This window comes from Aliirhizobium sp. YIM B11859, from assembly GCF_057163345.1.
Map to the genome: position 1 here is coordinate 403,686 of NZ_JBXHAY010000001.1, position 14,138 is coordinate 417,823.

At 59.4% G+C, this 14,138-nt stretch carries 16 protein-coding genes; 6 read left to right on the forward strand and 10 right to left on the reverse strand.

Going from position 1 to position 14,138, the window contains the following annotated elements:
- Positions 1-2 precede the first annotated feature (2 nt).
- From AC2GXZ_RS01790 to AC2GXZ_RS01800, 3 genes are all read right to left on the reverse strand, one after another.
- Positions 3-1,070 carry a nickel/cobalt transporter gene (locus AC2GXZ_RS01790; RefSeq protein WP_483757409.1) on the reverse strand — a complete coding sequence of 356 codons (1,068 nt, stop codon included), beginning with the start codon at positions 1,068-1,070 and terminating at the stop codon, positions 3-5.
- Positions 1,064-1,708, reverse strand: coding sequence for a DUF1007 family protein (locus AC2GXZ_RS01795; RefSeq protein ID WP_483757410.1), 645 nt, complete (start codon positions 1,706-1,708; stop codon positions 1,064-1,066). Before AC2GXZ_RS01795 ends, AC2GXZ_RS01790 begins: the two co-directional genes overlap by 7 nt.
- An 85-nt stretch (positions 1,709-1,793) precedes the next feature.
- A complete protein-coding gene (locus AC2GXZ_RS01800; RefSeq protein ID WP_483757411.1) occupies positions 1,794-2,687 on the reverse strand; it encodes a LysR family transcriptional regulator in 894 nt (297 codons plus the stop codon).
- A 545-nt stretch (positions 2,688-3,232) separates the two neighbouring features.
- Here AC2GXZ_RS01800 and odc2 point away from each other — a divergent pair.
- From odc2 to AC2GXZ_RS01815, 3 genes are all read left to right on the forward strand, one after another.
- Positions 3,233-4,366: an ornithine/lysine decarboxylase gene (gene odc2 / locus AC2GXZ_RS01805; RefSeq protein ID WP_483757412.1), complete on the forward strand. Its 1,134-nt coding sequence runs from the start codon at positions 3,233-3,235 to the stop codon at positions 4,364-4,366.
- 120 nt (positions 4,367-4,486) lie between these two features.
- Positions 4,487-5,056, forward strand: a complete 570-nt coding sequence (locus AC2GXZ_RS01810) for a GNAT family N-acetyltransferase (RefSeq protein WP_483757413.1) — start codon at positions 4,487-4,489, stop codon at positions 5,054-5,056.
- Between the two features lie 418 nt (positions 5,057-5,474).
- Entirely contained in the window at positions 5,475-6,134 is a 660-nt protein-coding gene (locus tag AC2GXZ_RS01815; protein ID WP_483757414.1) for an OmpW/AlkL family protein, read from the forward strand.
- Positions 6,135-6,213: 79 nt separating this feature from the next.
- Here AC2GXZ_RS01815 and AC2GXZ_RS01820 read toward each other — a convergent pair whose 3' ends face one another.
- Both AC2GXZ_RS01820 and AC2GXZ_RS01825 read right to left on the reverse strand, forming a co-directional pair.
- Positions 6,214-6,432 carry a tautomerase family protein gene (locus AC2GXZ_RS01820; protein ID WP_483757415.1) on the reverse strand — a complete coding sequence of 73 codons (219 nt, stop codon included), beginning with the start codon at positions 6,430-6,432 and terminating at the stop codon, positions 6,214-6,216.
- Positions 6,433-6,456: 24 nt separating this feature from the next.
- On the reverse strand, positions 6,457-7,197 hold the full coding sequence (locus AC2GXZ_RS01825) for an SDR family oxidoreductase (RefSeq protein ID WP_483757416.1): 741 nt from the start codon (positions 7,195-7,197) through the stop codon (positions 6,457-6,459).
- Between the two features lie 98 nt (positions 7,198-7,295).
- Between AC2GXZ_RS01825 and AC2GXZ_RS01830 the strand changes: the two genes are divergently transcribed.
- Together AC2GXZ_RS01830 and AC2GXZ_RS01835 are read left to right on the forward strand one after the other, a co-directional pair.
- Complete coding sequence (locus AC2GXZ_RS01830; protein ID WP_483757417.1) at positions 7,296-8,189, forward strand: LysR substrate-binding domain-containing protein; 894 nt, start codon at positions 7,296-7,298, stop codon at positions 8,187-8,189.
- An 81-nt stretch (positions 8,190-8,270) separates the two neighbouring features.
- Positions 8,271-9,290 carry a serine hydrolase domain-containing protein gene (locus AC2GXZ_RS01835; protein WP_483758236.1) on the forward strand — a complete coding sequence of 340 codons (1,020 nt, stop codon included), beginning with the start codon at positions 8,271-8,273 and terminating at the stop codon, positions 9,288-9,290.
- Positions 9,291-9,555: 265 nt separating this feature from the next.
- Here the strand turns inward: AC2GXZ_RS01835 and AC2GXZ_RS01840 are convergent, their stop codons facing one another.
- The 5 genes from AC2GXZ_RS01840 to AC2GXZ_RS01860 all read right to left on the reverse strand — a co-directional run bounded on the left by AC2GXZ_RS01840 (position 9,556) and on the right by AC2GXZ_RS01860 (position 13,484).
- Positions 9,556-10,542, reverse strand: a complete 987-nt coding sequence (locus AC2GXZ_RS01840) for a WD40 repeat domain-containing protein (RefSeq protein ID WP_483757418.1) — start codon at positions 10,540-10,542, stop codon at positions 9,556-9,558.
- A gap of 97 nt (positions 10,543-10,639) precedes the next feature.
- Positions 10,640-11,770, reverse strand: a complete 1,131-nt coding sequence (locus AC2GXZ_RS01845; RefSeq protein WP_483757419.1) for a CobW family GTP-binding protein — start codon at positions 11,768-11,770, stop codon at positions 10,640-10,642.
- A gap of 120 nt (positions 11,771-11,890) precedes the next feature.
- Positions 11,891-12,289: a type II toxin-antitoxin system VapC family toxin gene (locus tag AC2GXZ_RS01850; protein ID WP_483757420.1), complete on the reverse strand. Its 399-nt coding sequence runs from the start codon at positions 12,287-12,289 to the stop codon at positions 11,891-11,893.
- Positions 12,286-12,624, reverse strand: a complete 339-nt coding sequence (locus AC2GXZ_RS01855; RefSeq protein WP_483757421.1) for a hypothetical protein — start codon at positions 12,622-12,624, stop codon at positions 12,286-12,288. The genes AC2GXZ_RS01850 and AC2GXZ_RS01855 overlap by 4 nt, the downstream gene beginning before the upstream one ends.
- A 71-nt stretch (positions 12,625-12,695) precedes the next feature.
- Positions 12,696-13,484, reverse strand: coding sequence for a creatininase family protein (locus tag AC2GXZ_RS01860; protein WP_483757422.1), 789 nt, complete (start codon positions 13,482-13,484; stop codon positions 12,696-12,698).
- Between the two features lie 155 nt (positions 13,485-13,639).
- Between AC2GXZ_RS01860 and AC2GXZ_RS01865 the strand changes: the two genes are divergently transcribed.
- The gene (locus AC2GXZ_RS01865) at positions 13,640-14,131 is read left to right on the forward strand and encodes a MarR family winged helix-turn-helix transcriptional regulator (RefSeq protein WP_483757423.1); all 492 of its coding nucleotides are present in this window, start codon (positions 13,640-13,642) and stop codon (positions 14,129-14,131) included.
- Positions 14,132-14,138: the final 7 nt, after the last annotated feature.

The window sequence follows — 14,138 nt, forward strand, 5'->3', positions numbered from 1 at the left end:
GCTTACGCCTGTAGCGAGGCGCCCAGCAACGACAATCCGACGATGATGACGAACAGCGCGCCGCCGATCTCGATCGCATGGCCGACGCGCCGACCGGTTGGCGATCCGGGCCCGGCTATCCTCATGGCAATATCCTTGGCACCAACTGCCAGCGAGGCAAGGATGGTGACGGTAATGGCCGTGCCCAGCGACATTGCCAGCACGGACAGGATGCCTCCGAGATAAAGGCCGTTCAACAGGGAAAAGCTCATCACGAGGATCGCTCCCGAGCAGGGGCGCAGGCCGACGGCAACGATCGCCGACCAGGCTTCCTTCAGATTGAACTCCTTGCCGGCAAGGGTTTTGGGATCAGGCATGTGGCTGATGCCGCAGGTTTCGCAATAGTCGCTGTCGCCCTGGTAGTCGTGATCATCGATCTCGATCGCCTTGAAATTCAGGCCGGTCGCACTGCGTCCAGCGGCCGGGCCGCTGAACAACGTCGCCGTTGCAGGTGCTGCAGAATCCCGCCGCACGACACGGATCCTGAGTGCCCTGATCTTTTTCACCAGCAACCAGACGCCGAACAGTGCAACGAGCGCGAAGCTTGCCACTTCCATTGCCCAGGTGGCCTGCGTCATGGTGATGCCGGAGCCGCGCAGAACAATGAAGGCTGCGCCGACAACAAGCACGGCGACGAGGCCCTGCAGCAGCGAGGAGATCAGCGAAATCACCACGCCGCGGCGCAGTTCCACCTCGTTGGCGACCATGTAGGAGGAGATGACGGCCTTGCCGTGGCCGGGGCCGGCGGCATGGAAAATGCCGTATGCGAAGGACAGGCCGATCAGCCCGGCCAATGCAGAAGGATCCTTGCGCATGGCGATCAACGCCTTGGTAAGGGCGCGGTAGAAGGACTGCTGGTAGTGATTGATCCAGCTGAGATAGGGGGCAAAAGGGCCGCCAACAGCGAAAGAGGGTTCGGCCGAACCGACACCGAGCGGCGACTGGGCATGGGCGATGCCCGCCATCCACACAGTCGTGCAAACGGCCAGGATGCAGGCCGCGGTGATGCCGGGTCTGCCAGGTCTCAGCATGTCAGCTCCAGACGGGTCGCGAACATTTTCGACATGTCGGTGCCGGTCGGGTCGTTGAAGAAGGCATCGGTAAGCGTCGAGCTGTTCTGCGAAAGAACCTCGTCGGGGTCGGGCCGTACGACCTTATGCTTGCATTTGGCAAAGGCTGGGCCGTTGGCGACAAGATCATTGTCGGTCGGGAAGTCGACGGCGGTATACATGGACGGGTCGTAAACCCCGAAAGTCAGCCTGCCCTTGAGCGGCATGGGCTTCTCCGGCTTGACGGCGAAAAAGGCGAGGATCTGGTTGTCCTTGAAGGTGACGTGGATGACATCCGGCTTCTGGACGCCAATCGTTGCGCCATTCATCGTCAGCGTGGTGAAGTAATGATAGTCGGCCAGCGAATGGCGCATCGTTTCGCCAAGCTCGGCAAGTTCGTGTTCGTCCAGCTTCAGATCGCTGTTCTTGTCGAAGTCGAGCAGCACGCTCGATGAAAATACCTCATCGAAACGCCAGACATTGCGCAATTCCTGGACATTGCCATCAGGTCCGGCAATGACCTCCATCCTCGATTCGACGAAGATGTGCGGGTGGGCAAACGCCGGAAAGGGCAGGGCGCAGCATATCGCCAGCGTGGTGATTGCAATCCTGTTTCGCATACAGTCCGGGGCCTCATTTTTGTCCCGCAGTCTGTGCCGCTGAATTGGGACGGAATTTCGACTCAGCTGTTACACAGTTACCTGTTCAGCGTGACTGGCGGAACCAGTTGGCGAGAAAATCGACGAAGCTCCTGACCTTGGCGGGCAGGTAGCGGCGATGGGGATAGACGGCGTAGATACCGCGATCCTTGATGATGTAGTCGTCGAAGAGGGTCACGAGTTCGCCCGAATGGATATGCGGGTTGGCGATGAAATCCGGGATGATTGCGACGCCCAGGCCGGCGCGTGCGGCCCGCAGCGTTGCCTGCGGGCTGTTGACCTCTATCGGACCGGAGACGCCGACGGAAATCGTGGAGCCGTCCTTTTCGACGAAGCGGATGTTGTTGTGCCAGCGTGTGTTGGTATCGATGATGAAGGGGACGCCGTTCAGCTGCTGGGGATGATCGAGCGGCCCGTATTGTGCGACGATGTCGGCTGTCGCCACGGCATGGACGCGAAAGTCGTTGAGCTTCTTGGCGATCATGCCGGAATCTTCCAGCCGGGTGATTCGGATCGCGAGATCGAAATTTTCCTCGATCAGATCGACGAAACGGTCGTCGGCGACGATTTCCAGCTGCACGTCGGGATGCGCCTTGGCAAAGTCGATCATGCATTGACCGATCTCGGCGTCGATGAAGGTGCGCGGTGCGGAAATGCGCAGCCGACCCTTGAGATCCGAATTGCCCTCGCGCACCAGGTCGGCGAGATTGTCGATCTCCTTCAGGATGTCGGAGGCGCTGCGATAATAGGTGTGGCCGGCCTCGGTCAGCGAAAACTGTCTTGTGGTGCGGTTGAGGAGCAAGGCGCCGAGATCGTCTTCCAGTTCGCGGACATATTTGGACAGAAGCGCCTTGGAACGCCCGGTGCGACGCGCCGCGGCCGAAAAGCCCTCGGCCTCGACAACATCGATAAAGGCGCGCATGCGGGTCAAGGTGTCCAAGAGATTGCTCCTAAAAACTGAACGAATGTGGTCAAGTCGTTCGATGTTTATGGACCAATGCAAAAAAACGGTCGAGCCCAACAAATCTCTTGATTATGACTGCGAATATTCTTATCTCCCGTGCTGCCCAAAGTCGCACGTGCCCATGGGTGTCCGCCGACCCTCGAATTGAGATTTATCTCTAAGGTGAGGTCATCGGTAAGGTACCTGGAACTAACCCCTCCAGTCGCTATTCCGGCCAACCGGGAAATGCGAGGACATCTGAAGCAACGACGGTGCGGGCCTTTCTAGTCTCTGCAAGCTTTCCATCAGCCTGCAATTCTGAAGAGGCACACCATCATTGCCGGAAGTGCGGTAGGGACAACCCTCCAATCCAAGGCAGACAAAGCCGGATCAAAGCTCGTGGCAGGGCGTTGATCTACATATCGCGCGGTAAAGCGTGTTCACGGTACCAGTGTCTCCAACTACTGGCCCGAGTGCATCCTTATCCGTCCTTTGTCCTCCGGTTCATAGCCGGAGCTTTGAGATTTTGAAGGGACTGAACGATGACCACTGCTCGCATCCTCGACTTCATCAAGACCCGACGTCCGGAAGGTCCGTGCCTCGTTGTTGATCTCGATGTCGTTCGCGACAATTTCCACGCCTTCCGTCACGCCCTGCCGGACAGCGCGATCTATTATGCCGTCAAGGCAAATCCGGAACCGGCAATCCTCAAGATGCTCGCCTCGCTCGGCTCGAGCTTCGATTGCGCTTCCGTCGCCGAAATCCAGATGGCGCTCGATGCCGGTGCAACCGCCGACCGCATCTCCTTCGGCAACACGATCAAGAAGGAACGCGACATCGCGCGTGCACATGCACTCGGCGTCGGTCTTTTTGCCGTAGACAGCCATGAGGAAGTCGAGAAGCTGGCTCGTGCAGCTCCCGGCGCCCGCGTGTTCTGCCGCGTGCTGACCGATGGCGAAGGTGCTGAATGGCCGCTGTCGCGCAAGTTCGGCTGCGTGCCGCAGATGGCCGTCGACGTTCTCGTCTACGCACATCAGCTCGGCCTTGAGTCCTACGGCGTGTCGTTCCATGTCGGTTCGCAGATGACCAAGGTCGATGCTTGGGATTCGGCGCTTGCCGATGCCAAGCGCGTCTTCGGTCAGCTTGCGAAGCAGGGTATCGTGCTGCAGATGGTCAATATGGGCGGTGGTTTCCCGACCAAGTACCTGCGCGATGTGCCGAAGGCCGAAGAATACGGCAAGGCGATCTTCGCTTCGCTGCGCAAGCATTTCGGCAACAACCTGCCGAAGACGATCATCGAGCCGGGTCGCGGCATGGTCGGCAATGCCGGCGTCATCAAGTCGGAAGTCGTGCTGATTTCGAAGAAGTCGGACAATGACAACCACCGCTGGGTCTTCCTCGACATCGGCAAGTTCGGCGGTCTCGCCGAAACCATGGACGAGGCCATTCGTTACCCGATCCGCACCGAGCGTGACGGCGACGAGATGGAGCCTTGCGTGCTTGCCGGCCCGACCTGCGATTCGGCCGACGTGATGTACGAGAAGAACATGTACCCGCTGCCGATCTCGCTTTCGATCGGTGACGAAGTTCTGATCGAGGGCACCGGCGCCTACACGACCACGTATTCCGCGGTCGCCTTCAACGGCTTCGAGCCGCTCAAGGCCTACGTCATCTAACTGGCGGCTCCAGTTTTGGGCGATTTTCGCCTCTGCCGGCCCCGTAATCAATCGGGGCGGCAAATCCACAATGATCATCCGATACCGTCTGAAACGGTTTTAAGTGCGGGAGGCCCAGAGATGGCCACTGTTCTTGATTCTGTCCGCGCATTCTTTGCGCCCGTTGAAACCTACACGATCGCGGCCGAAACGCCGGCCGATGTCGTTGCCCGTGAAAACCTTCTCGATCGCGCCATGGGTGCGGATCGCCGCACGAAGTCTTCGGAGAAGATCCGTCGCAATCGCGTGCCGGCTGAAGGCCTGGCGCTTGTTGCCCGCGACGGCGACGGCCACGTGATCGGCACTGTCCGTCTGTGGAATATCGAGGCCGGCATCTCGCCTGAAGGCAACCCGATCGAAGCGCTGTTGCTCGGGCCGCTTGCGGTTTGCGCAGATCATGAGGGCAGGGGTATCGGCGGCGCGCTGATGCGCGCTGCGATCTCCGAGGCGCATCACCGTGGCCATGGCGCCGTGCTGCTCGTCGGCGATGCCGCCTATTACGAGCGCTTCGGCTTCTTTGCCAACAAGACCGAGCATCTCGTCATGCCCGGCCCGTTCCAGCGTGACCGTTTCCTGGCGCTGGAACTCAAGGCCGGATGGCTCGATGGTGCCGTCGGCATGATCGTCGCAAGCGGGCGCAAGCTCGCCTGAAACAAGGCGGTCTCGGGGCATGCCTGAGTCGGATGATTCGCACCGTTGCAGGTGGCGATATCTGCCGCCCGCCTTTGCCAGAGCCGCGTGACGGATCGCTTGGCAAACATGTTTAGAACTGCCCGGGCCCCGTCTCCTCAAAGGAGGCGGGGTTCTTGTCGTCTGATCGGTTGCGGTTTTGTATTTTTACACGCAAGTCATTGATCTTATACGAGGCGGATCATTTTAGCGGGGCCTCAAAACTGCGTCATAAAGGCAACAGCGACGCCGACTTCAATCGGCTGGAGGTTCGACTTGATCTCGATCAAGTCCACCGCGAATTGCGCGACCTAGACCTTTTCCAGAAATTAAAAAGTAGGCTGGAAGGACAAATCTAATGGTTAGCAAGTTTGGCAAATGTTCTCGTTGGGTGGCGGGAATGGGTGCCGTTTTCTTTGCAGTCGGCGCTTCAGCCGCCGACATGACGCCCGCCCCTGTTGCTCCGGTGTCAACGGATGTCGATGCGCAGAGCCCGTGGATGATCCGCGTGCGGGCACTTGGCGTCATCACCAATGATTCGGGTACGGTGAATACCGCCGCTGGTCGCGTCGATGGCGCCGGTCTTTCCTATTCCGATACGGTCATACCGGAATTCGACATCAGCTATTTCTTCACCGACAATATCGCCGCCGAACTGATCCTCGGCACGACCTATGCAAAGATCGACGGCACGGGAGCCATCGGTGGCATTCCGGTTGGAAAGTCCTGGCTGCTGCCGCCGACGCTGACGATCCAGTATCACTTCACCGATCTTGGCAACTTCAAGCCCTATCTCGGTGCCGGCGTGAACTATTCGCTGTTCTACAACCAGTCCGAGAAGGCCGGTTTCCACAATCTCGACGTGGACAATCACTTTGGCTGGGCGCTGCAGGCCGGCTTCGACTACATGATCGACCAGCATTGGGGCGTCAACTTCGACGTCAAGAAGATCTTCCTCAAGACCAACTGGACAGCCGATCACGACACGCTTGGCCCGCTCTCCGGCAAGGCCAAGATCGATCCCTGGCTGATCGGTGCCGGTGTGACCTACCGCTTCTGAACGGTCGGTTCGAATTCGATTTTTACGGCGCGGTTTTTACCGCGCCGTATTTGTTTCCGCTCAAGAGGGTTTACGAAGGTCAGTTTTCCTTCGGCGCGCGGTAGGCTTCAGGAATGATGAAGACCTCGTCGGCGCGGCCGTAGCCGCCATCCTTGATTTCCTCGATCAGCACCATCGTATGCGGGCGCGCCGCCTCGCTCATGTATTCGACCAGCATGTCGGTCGTGCGATGTATTATCTCCTGCTTCTGTGTCCTGGTAAGTGCGCCTTCCGGCGTCTTGATGTTGACGAACGGCATGGCGTTCTCCTTCGTTCCTGTTGTTCAGATCATGCCGCCATTGGCGCGCAGGACCTGGCCGTTGACCCAGCCGCTTTCCGGACTTGCCAGGAAAGACACGACCGAGGCGATGTCGTCCGGCTGGCCGAGGCGACCGAGCGGGATGTTGCGGATAATGGTCTGGAGCAGTTCTTCCGATTTGCCGGTCATGAAGAGTTCGGTCTCGACCGGACCCGGAGCGACCGCATTGACGGTAATCCTACGGCGCCCGAGTTCCTTGGCGGCGACATGGGTCATGGCTTCGACGCCGGCCTTGCTGGCGGCATAGGGACCATAACCCGGTCCGTACATGCCGACGACGCTGGACGAGAAGTTGATGATGCGGCCGCCTTCGCGCAGACGCTTGCCGCCTTCGCGGATGCCGTAAAAGGTGCCGGTCAGGTTGACGGTGATATGCTTGTCGAAGTCGACATCGTCCATCTCGGTTATCGGCGAGAGCTTCATCACGCCGGCATTGTTGACGAGGATGTCGACGCCGCCGAAGTTTTTCTCCGCTGCGTCGAACAGTGTGGTCACGCCGGCCGATGTGCCGACATCCGCCTTGACGGCGACTGCCTTGCCGCCCGCCGTTTCAATATCGCGAACGACTTCGTCGGCTGCGCCCTGGCTCGAGGCGTAGTTCACCACGACCGCGACGCCATCGCCGGCAAGACGTAAGGCGAGTGCCTTGCCTATGCCCTTGGAAGCGCCGGTAACGATGGCAACGCGTTGGGTATTCTCGCTCATGATGTTTTCTCCTGTGCTGCCAGCCAAAGTATGAGGTTACGACAAAAGAACAATGATCGGTATTTGACATGACAATTTGCCTGTGGTGAACAAACGTCATGGACAGACTCTTGCGCATGCAGCTCTTCATCCGGGTCGTGGAGCGTGGCAGCTTTCTTGCCGCTGCCGCCGATCTCGGGCTTGCCCGTTCGACAGCCACCCAGGCGATCAAGGCGCTGGAGGCCGATATCGGTGCCCGGCTGCTGGAACGAACAACGCGGCACGTGGCGGTGACCCTGGATGGCCAGGCTTTCTATCAGCGCTGTCTTGCCATCCTTGCCGACGTGGATGAGGCGGAAACGATTTTCCGCGATGCGAGCCCGCAGGGGATATTGCGGGTGGACGCCCATCCGGTCATCACCCAGACCTTCCTTCTGCCGCATCTCCGTTCGTTTCTCGACCGTTACCCGCTGCTTGAAATTCAGTTCGGGCAGGGGGATCGTTTCGTCGACCTGGTGAAAGAGGGGGTAGATTGCGTGATCCGCGCCGGCGAGGTGAGTGACACTTCGCTGATCATGCGTCGGCTCGGCTTGATCCGCGAGATGACCTGCGCCAGCCCGGACTATGTCGAGATGCATGGCATGCCGAAAACGCTGGACGAGCTGGATGGGCATCAGGCGATAGGCTTCATCTCCTCGCGCACCAGTCAGATCATGCCGCTGGAATTCATGGTCGGCCAGGAGGTGCGCTACATATCTCTTCCGGCGCGCGTGACGGTGAACAATTCCGCCACGACGCTGAACCTTGCACTTCGTGGCTTCGGCCTTATCCAGGCTCCGCGTTACAATCTGCAAAGACTTGTCGAAGACGGTAGCCTTGTCGAGATATTGAAGGATTATCCGCCGCCACCGACACCGCTTTCGCTCCTCTATCCGCAGAACCGGCATCTGTCGCGGCGGGTGCGGGTGTTCATCGATTGGGCGGCGAAGATCTTTGCCGAGGCAGAGATATGATGGCTTCACGAGAGGTCATTTCGGCGTGAGGGGGAAAATCCCCACCTTCTTGTCGCGGTGGTCCGGCACTACCTTGTGGTGATGATCACACGCCGAACCGCTCTTCTCTTTACGCCTTTCCTGCTGACCCCGGTACGTGCCTTGGCACAACAGGCGGTGCCGCAGCCGCCGCAAACGCTGAAAACGGTGCTCGACCAGGCGGCCGATCTGGAGCCGCTGAAGGTCGTGCTGGTTTATCGGGACGGCGCCCCCTTGGCCGAGCGCGCCTTCAACGGACGTTCGCTGAACGCCTCGAGCAACATAAAGTCGGCGTCGAAATCAATCATTGCCTGCCTCGTCGGCATCGCCATCGACCGCAAGCTTCTGGAGGGGACGGATCAGAAGATCGCGCCGATCCTGAAGGCCGATCTGCCGCGCAATCCGGATCCGCGTATTGGCGAGATCACCATCGGCAATCTCCTGTCAATGCAATCCGGCCTGTCGCGGATGTCCGGGCCGAATTACGGGCGATGGGTGGCAAGCTCGAACTGGGTGCGGTTTGCCCTGGCGGAGCCGTTTGATGGCGAGCCGGGTGGAGAGATGCTGTATTCGACGGCTTCGACACACCTTCTCTCCGCCATCCTCACGCGGGTCGGAGACAAATCGACGCTCGCATTGGCAAGGGAGTGGATGGAACCGGTCGACGGTTTCAGGATCGGCGCCTGGGAGCGCGATCCGCAGGGCATCTATCTCGGTGGAAACCAGATGGCGATGTCGGCGCGATCGCTGATGGCCTTCGGCGAGCTCTATCGCAATGGCGGCAAGACGGCGGGCGGACCGCAGGTCGTTTCGCAATCGTGGATCGACCAGTCGTGGACGCCACGTACACAATCCCGTTTCACCGGCGATGACTACGGCTATGGGTGGTTCATGCGGGATATCGGCGGCGAGGCGGTGAAGTTCGGTTGGGGGTATGGCGGGCAGATGGTTTATATCGTGCCATCGCTCGGCATGACGGTCGTCATGACCTCCAACGAGAGCGGTCCCTCGGCACGCAACGGTTACAGGGATCAGCTGCACGCGCTTCTGGCCGATATCATCAGCGTTTCAAAGGCTGCCTGATGGTCTCGGCGTGCGAGTGGAGAAAAATCGCATAAAATTCGCAGCATTAGGGTTACCCGTTCATCATGGCGCGGGCATTTTGTTGCGTTATTGTTTTCTAATATTAAGTTGAATCCACAACCAAGGCGGGCAATCCCCGCTCGATTTAATCAGGAATTCCTCTCCGGGAATAACAATGGCATCACGTTCGCAAGAGCGTCTGTCGCTGGTATCCCGTGGGGTGGGTGGAGGAAGTATGGAGCCTCCACCCATTCCCCTCAGGCTATCAGCCGCTGATGTCGATCACGCCGCAATCGCCGGCTTCGGAGGCGAAGGACAACAGCTTCCCGCTGGCGCTCCAGCTCATGCCGGTGATCGCGCCCTTGCCGGGACGGCGCAGAAGCGCCTCCTTTTCGTCGGCAATCCTGACGCCGAGGATCATGCCATCGATAAAACCAATCGCCAGAACCTCTTCGGCCGGATGGAAGGCGACCTGGGTGACCATGATATTGGCGCGGGTACCGAGTTCCATCGGTGCCCTGCCCATCGGGCCATCCTTGGATGAAAATGGCCAGACGATTGCTGCCGGCGCACCGGAGGAGGCAAGCCATTTGCCCTTGACCGACCATGACAGCGACTTCACCTTGGCGGGATAACCGGTCATGCGCATGTGGCGGTTTTCGCCAGCCTTGCCGTCGAGTTTCCAGCCGTGCAATGCGTTTTCCTGCATCATGGTGACGAGGAAACGGCCGTCGGGCGAGAAGGTCACACCCGTATGGGCGCCCTTCCAATCAAGATCGACGGCGGGCGCGTTGGTGCCGACCCAGTGCAGCGAGACGCCGTTATAACGGGCGGCGGCGATGCGCAGGCCCTTGCCGGCAAAAGCGATACCCTCGACGCTGCGTTCCTCGGCAAATTCCTTTACCGAACCGTCGCTCTGGCGCACGAAGCTGGATTTGCCGACTGCGTAGGCAACCGCATTCTGCGGGCCACCGGCAACGACGGAAATCCATTTACGCGGTACTTCGGCCAGAAGCGTCGTTTCGCCGTCATGGCCGATGCGCAGAACCTTGCCGTCCTCGCCGCCGGACAGCAGCGTGGCGCTGAACGGATCGCGGATGCAGGTGAGGATCCCCTCGTTTGCCTGGGTGACCTTCTCGCCACCATCAAGGCGGTGGATGGAACCGGCAGCGGTGGCGAAAAAGGGGATGTCGCCGAGGAAATGGGTGGCGACGACGTGGCCTTCGAGATCAAGTGGTGCAACTGTCGGCATCAGGCGACCATCATTCCGGACATTGTTTCGGTATCCATATGTTTTTCGGGCGTCGTTTCCGACGCCCGCTCTTCAAGTTCAATGCTTGCAGCACGCCTCAGGCGTCGGCCTTGGCGGTTGCCTGGCAGGCGAGGAAGCTCTTTTCGATCTTGTCGAAATCGAGATTGCGGCCAATGAAGACGAGTCGGCTTTCGCGCTTCTCGCCGTCCTTCCACGGGCGCTGGTGATCACCTTCAACGATCATGTGGACGCCCTGGATGACATAACGCTCTTCATCGCCGGCAAAGGCAATGATGCCTTTCAGGCGCAGTATGTTGGGGCCTTCCGTCTGGGTGATCTTCTGCACCCAGGGGAAAAAGCGGTCCGGGTTCATCTCGCCGCCGCGCAGCGAGATCGACTTCACCGTAATATCGTGGATCGGCGACATCGCATCATGATGACCGTGGTGATGGTCGTGATCATGATGGTGGTGGCCATGATCATGGTGGTCATGATCATGCCCGTGATGATGATGGTCATGGCCGCAATCGGGGCCGCAGACATGGTCGTCATGCTCGTGGTCGAGGAAATGCGGATCGTTTTCCAACGCACGTTCAAGGTTGAAAGCGCCCTGATCCAGCACGCGGGCAAGATCGATGCCCGAGCGGCTGGTCTTGTAGATGCGGGCGGTCGGGTTGATGGCGCGAACGACATCCTCGACGACAGCCAGTTCTTCCGGCGTGACGAGATCGGTCTTGTTGACGAGGACGACATCGGCAAAGGCGATCTGGTCTTCTGCCTCGCGGCTGTCCTTCAGGCGTAGCGGCAGGTGCTTGGCATCGACCAAGGCGATAACGGCATCGAGTTCCGTCTTGGCACGGACGTCGTCGTCCATGAAGAATGTCTGGGCGACGGGAACCGGGTCGGCAAGGCCGGTGGTCTCGACGATGATGCCGTCGAAGCGGCCGGGGCGGCGCATCAGGCCTTCGACGACGCGGATTAGGTCGCCGCGCACCGTGCAGCAGACGCAGCCGTTGTTCATCTCGTAGATCTCTTCGTCCGACTCGACGATCAGGTCGTTGTCGATGCCGATCTCGCCGAACTCGTTGACGATGACGGCGTATTTCTTGCCGTGGCTTTCGGAGAGGATGCGGTTCAGCAGCGTCGTCTTGCCGGCGCCGAGATAACCGGTCAGCACGGTGACGGGAATGGGCTTTGCTGCTTGAGCTTCGGTGGTTTGGTCAGTCATAGGAAAACCTCGAAGGGTAGGGGCTTGCGCCGCGGATGTTCCGGGGGCGCGAAAAATCGTCCGCTCCATATAAGGGCAAGCCGGGACGAGTTCAAAGGGTTTCGATGTTATAAAATCACATCAGCCGGCGTTGGCCGAAATCGCAGATGCCACATCGGTTCGGGCAAAGTCGTCGCCGACGTAAAGACGAGGGCAGCCGAATTCCTTGGCTGTGGCATAGGCGAAGCAATCGCCGAAATTCAGGGCGGCCTTGTGGAAACCCTTGCCCCAACGAGCATAGGCTGTGGCAGCGAGGTGAGATCGAGCGGGAGTGAGGTCTATTGTTTGGGTGACCGAGCTTTTCAGGATGGCGCCCACTTCGACAACAAGCTGACGCCGGGCAGCCACGATCAGAACCTCGGCCAGCGTGCCAGCCGAGATCAACGTTGCGGATTCTGCTTCAAGGATTTTCTCGCATTCGCGTGCAGTAGGTTCACCGGCTGCAATTGAGATAATTGCCGACGAGTCGATGACAATCATTTTGGCAGGCCCAATTCGTCGTACAGAAAATCCTGGCTACGTGCCGCGTCTGTGTCAGAAAACTGATCCTTACCTAGCGCTAGCCTGCTGATCTCGTCGAAGACTTTTCGTTTTTCCTCGGCGCTTAACGGCTGGTGTCGCGAGGTGAGCGGGGCAAGCTTTGCCAATTCGGCAGTAGCGTCGTAAATCCCATGCTTGCCTTCGATTGTGGATCGTATGACTTCCAATCGCACTGATGGCATGTCCGGCTGGACCAGCACAATCTCTTCGCCTTGTTCGGCGCGTTTTACCAGATCGGCAAGTTGGCCTTCGGCGTCAGCAATCGTTATCCGCATGTCGCGCCTCCTCTTGGTGGCAAACCTCCATCAGTATGTCTCCAGGAACCGGGCGGTACAAGCAGTGATTATTACAGGGCTCCCGCATCAAACCTTGCCACATCCTCCAGCAACTCGATAATCCCACTCACCGCATGTACCACCAGTTGTTCGCCACGTTCCGCGGTTGCTGCCGAAGCATTGCCTGCCACACCATTGGGGTTGAGGTCCGACATTTTCCAGCCGAAGGCATGCGGGCCATAGGCGCGGAGGTGGGTGAAGTTGCGGGTGAATTCGGACTGGCGAGAGGTGAAGGCCTCCGCTTTTGCCATATCCACCTTGTCGGGCCACAGAGCCAGCATGACGGAGGTCTCGATGTCGCCGCCGTGGATGTCGATTGCCTTGTGTTCCGGCGCGATCCAGCCTTGTGGCTGGCCGAAGCGGGTCCAACTGGTGGCGACCGCCAGCATGCCGAAGCGCACACGTGCTTCGGTGGCGACGATGGTCATCAATGGCGCGTTGCCGCCATGGGCATTCAGCATGACGAACTTTTTGATGCCCTTGCGGTTAAGGTCTTCGGCGATGCCGAGCCAGCGGTTGACGGCCTCGTCGAAGGAAAACGTGCGCGTGCCTTCGACATCCATGTGCTCGATCGAATAACCCACCGGTTCGACGGGCAGGAAGGTGGCGGGCAGCGATGGCGGGAGTGCCGTAATGAGTCGTTCGACAAGGCCTTCGGCAATCAGCGTGTCGGTGTCGAAAGGCAGATGCGGCCCGTGCTGCTCATGGGCGCCGAGCGGCAGCACGGCAATCCACTCTCGTCTTTCTGTGGACGCAAGTGTCGGATTGTTGTCACAAAAGCGAGGGCGGGGATGCGACATCTGGCGACTGGTTCCGGGTTTCGTTATGGATAGCGCGCAGCAATAGCGCATCGACCCGAAAGTCGGAATCGATTTCCGTCAGATAGGGTTGTGAAGGCGCTGCGATGTCGACCTTCGACAGGCAAAGCGGGCAACAGGCAAAACAGGCAGGACCGATGAGCAAGAAAAAGGGCGAGAAGAAATCGAAATCCGGCAAGAAGAAGGAACTCGCGACGCTTTCCGCGGCCGATCTCGCTCCGGCGATCACTCAGGCTGCCCGCTCGGTTCGTACAGCGCTCAGCCGCAGCCTGTCCGAAAGTGGCCTCTATGCCGGTCAGGATGGCGTCATTCTGGCGCTTGCCGAAGATGACGGCCAGACGCCGGGTCAGCTCGCATTGCGGCTGGGGGTCAAGGCGCCGACGATGACACGTACGATCGGCCGGATGGAAGCTCAGGGGTTCGTTGCCCGCCGCGCCGATGGCCATGACGGACGGTTGACCAAGGTGCATCTCACCGAAAACGGTCTTCAAAGCGTCGAGTCTATCGGCCAGTCGGTTGCCGATTGTGGTGCGATGGCGGTGCAGGGCCTGTCCGACAAGGAAGTGCGTACGCTTTTGAAGCTGTTGAGAGCCGTGGAGCACAATCTACAGCCGGAAAGCGAAGACTGACCTGCCT

Coding starts and splice junctions, on each gene's coding strand:
- AC2GXZ_RS01855 (WP_483757421.1), bottom strand. CDS start 12,624: ATGCGGATAACGATTGCTGACGCCGAAGGCCAACTTGCCGATCTGGTA.
- AC2GXZ_RS01825 (WP_483757416.1), bottom strand. CDS start 7,197: ATGAGCGAGAATACCCAACGCGTTGCCATCGTTACCGGCGCTTCCAAG.
- AC2GXZ_RS01810 (WP_483757413.1), top strand. CDS start 4,487: ATGGCCACTGTTCTTGATTCTGTCCGCGCATTCTTTGCGCCCGTTGAA.
- AC2GXZ_RS01845 (WP_483757419.1), bottom strand. CDS start 11,770: ATGACTGACCAAACCACCGAAGCTCAAGCAGCAAAGCCCATTCCCGTC.
- AC2GXZ_RS01820 (WP_483757415.1), bottom strand. CDS start 6,432: ATGCCGTTCGTCAACATCAAGACGCCGGAAGGCGCACTTACCAGGACA.
- AC2GXZ_RS01840 (WP_483757418.1), bottom strand. CDS start 10,542: ATGCCGACAGTTGCACCACTTGATCTCGAAGGCCACGTCGTCGCCACC.
- AC2GXZ_RS01795 (WP_483757410.1), bottom strand. CDS start 1,708: ATGCGAAACAGGATTGCAATCACCACGCTGGCGATATGCTGCGCCCTG.
- odc2 (WP_483757412.1), top strand. CDS start 3,233: ATGACCACTGCTCGCATCCTCGACTTCATCAAGACCCGACGTCCGGAA.
- AC2GXZ_RS01790 (WP_483757409.1), bottom strand. CDS start 1,070: ATGCTGAGACCTGGCAGACCCGGCATCACCGCGGCCTGCATCCTGGCC.
- AC2GXZ_RS01850 (WP_483757420.1), bottom strand. CDS start 12,289: ATGATTGTCATCGACTCGTCGGCAATTATCTCAATTGCAGCCGGTGAA.
- AC2GXZ_RS01830 (WP_483757417.1), top strand. CDS start 7,296: ATGGACAGACTCTTGCGCATGCAGCTCTTCATCCGGGTCGTGGAGCGT.
- AC2GXZ_RS01865 (WP_483757423.1), top strand. CDS start 13,640: ATGAGCAAGAAAAAGGGCGAGAAGAAATCGAAATCCGGCAAGAAGAAG.
- AC2GXZ_RS01860 (WP_483757422.1), bottom strand. CDS start 13,484: ATGTCGCATCCCCGCCCTCGCTTTTGTGACAACAATCCGACACTTGCG.
- AC2GXZ_RS01815 (WP_483757414.1), top strand. CDS start 5,475: ATGGGTGCCGTTTTCTTTGCAGTCGGCGCTTCAGCCGCCGACATGACG.
- AC2GXZ_RS01835 (WP_483758236.1), top strand. CDS start 8,271: ATGATCACACGCCGAACCGCTCTTCTCTTTACGCCTTTCCTGCTGACC.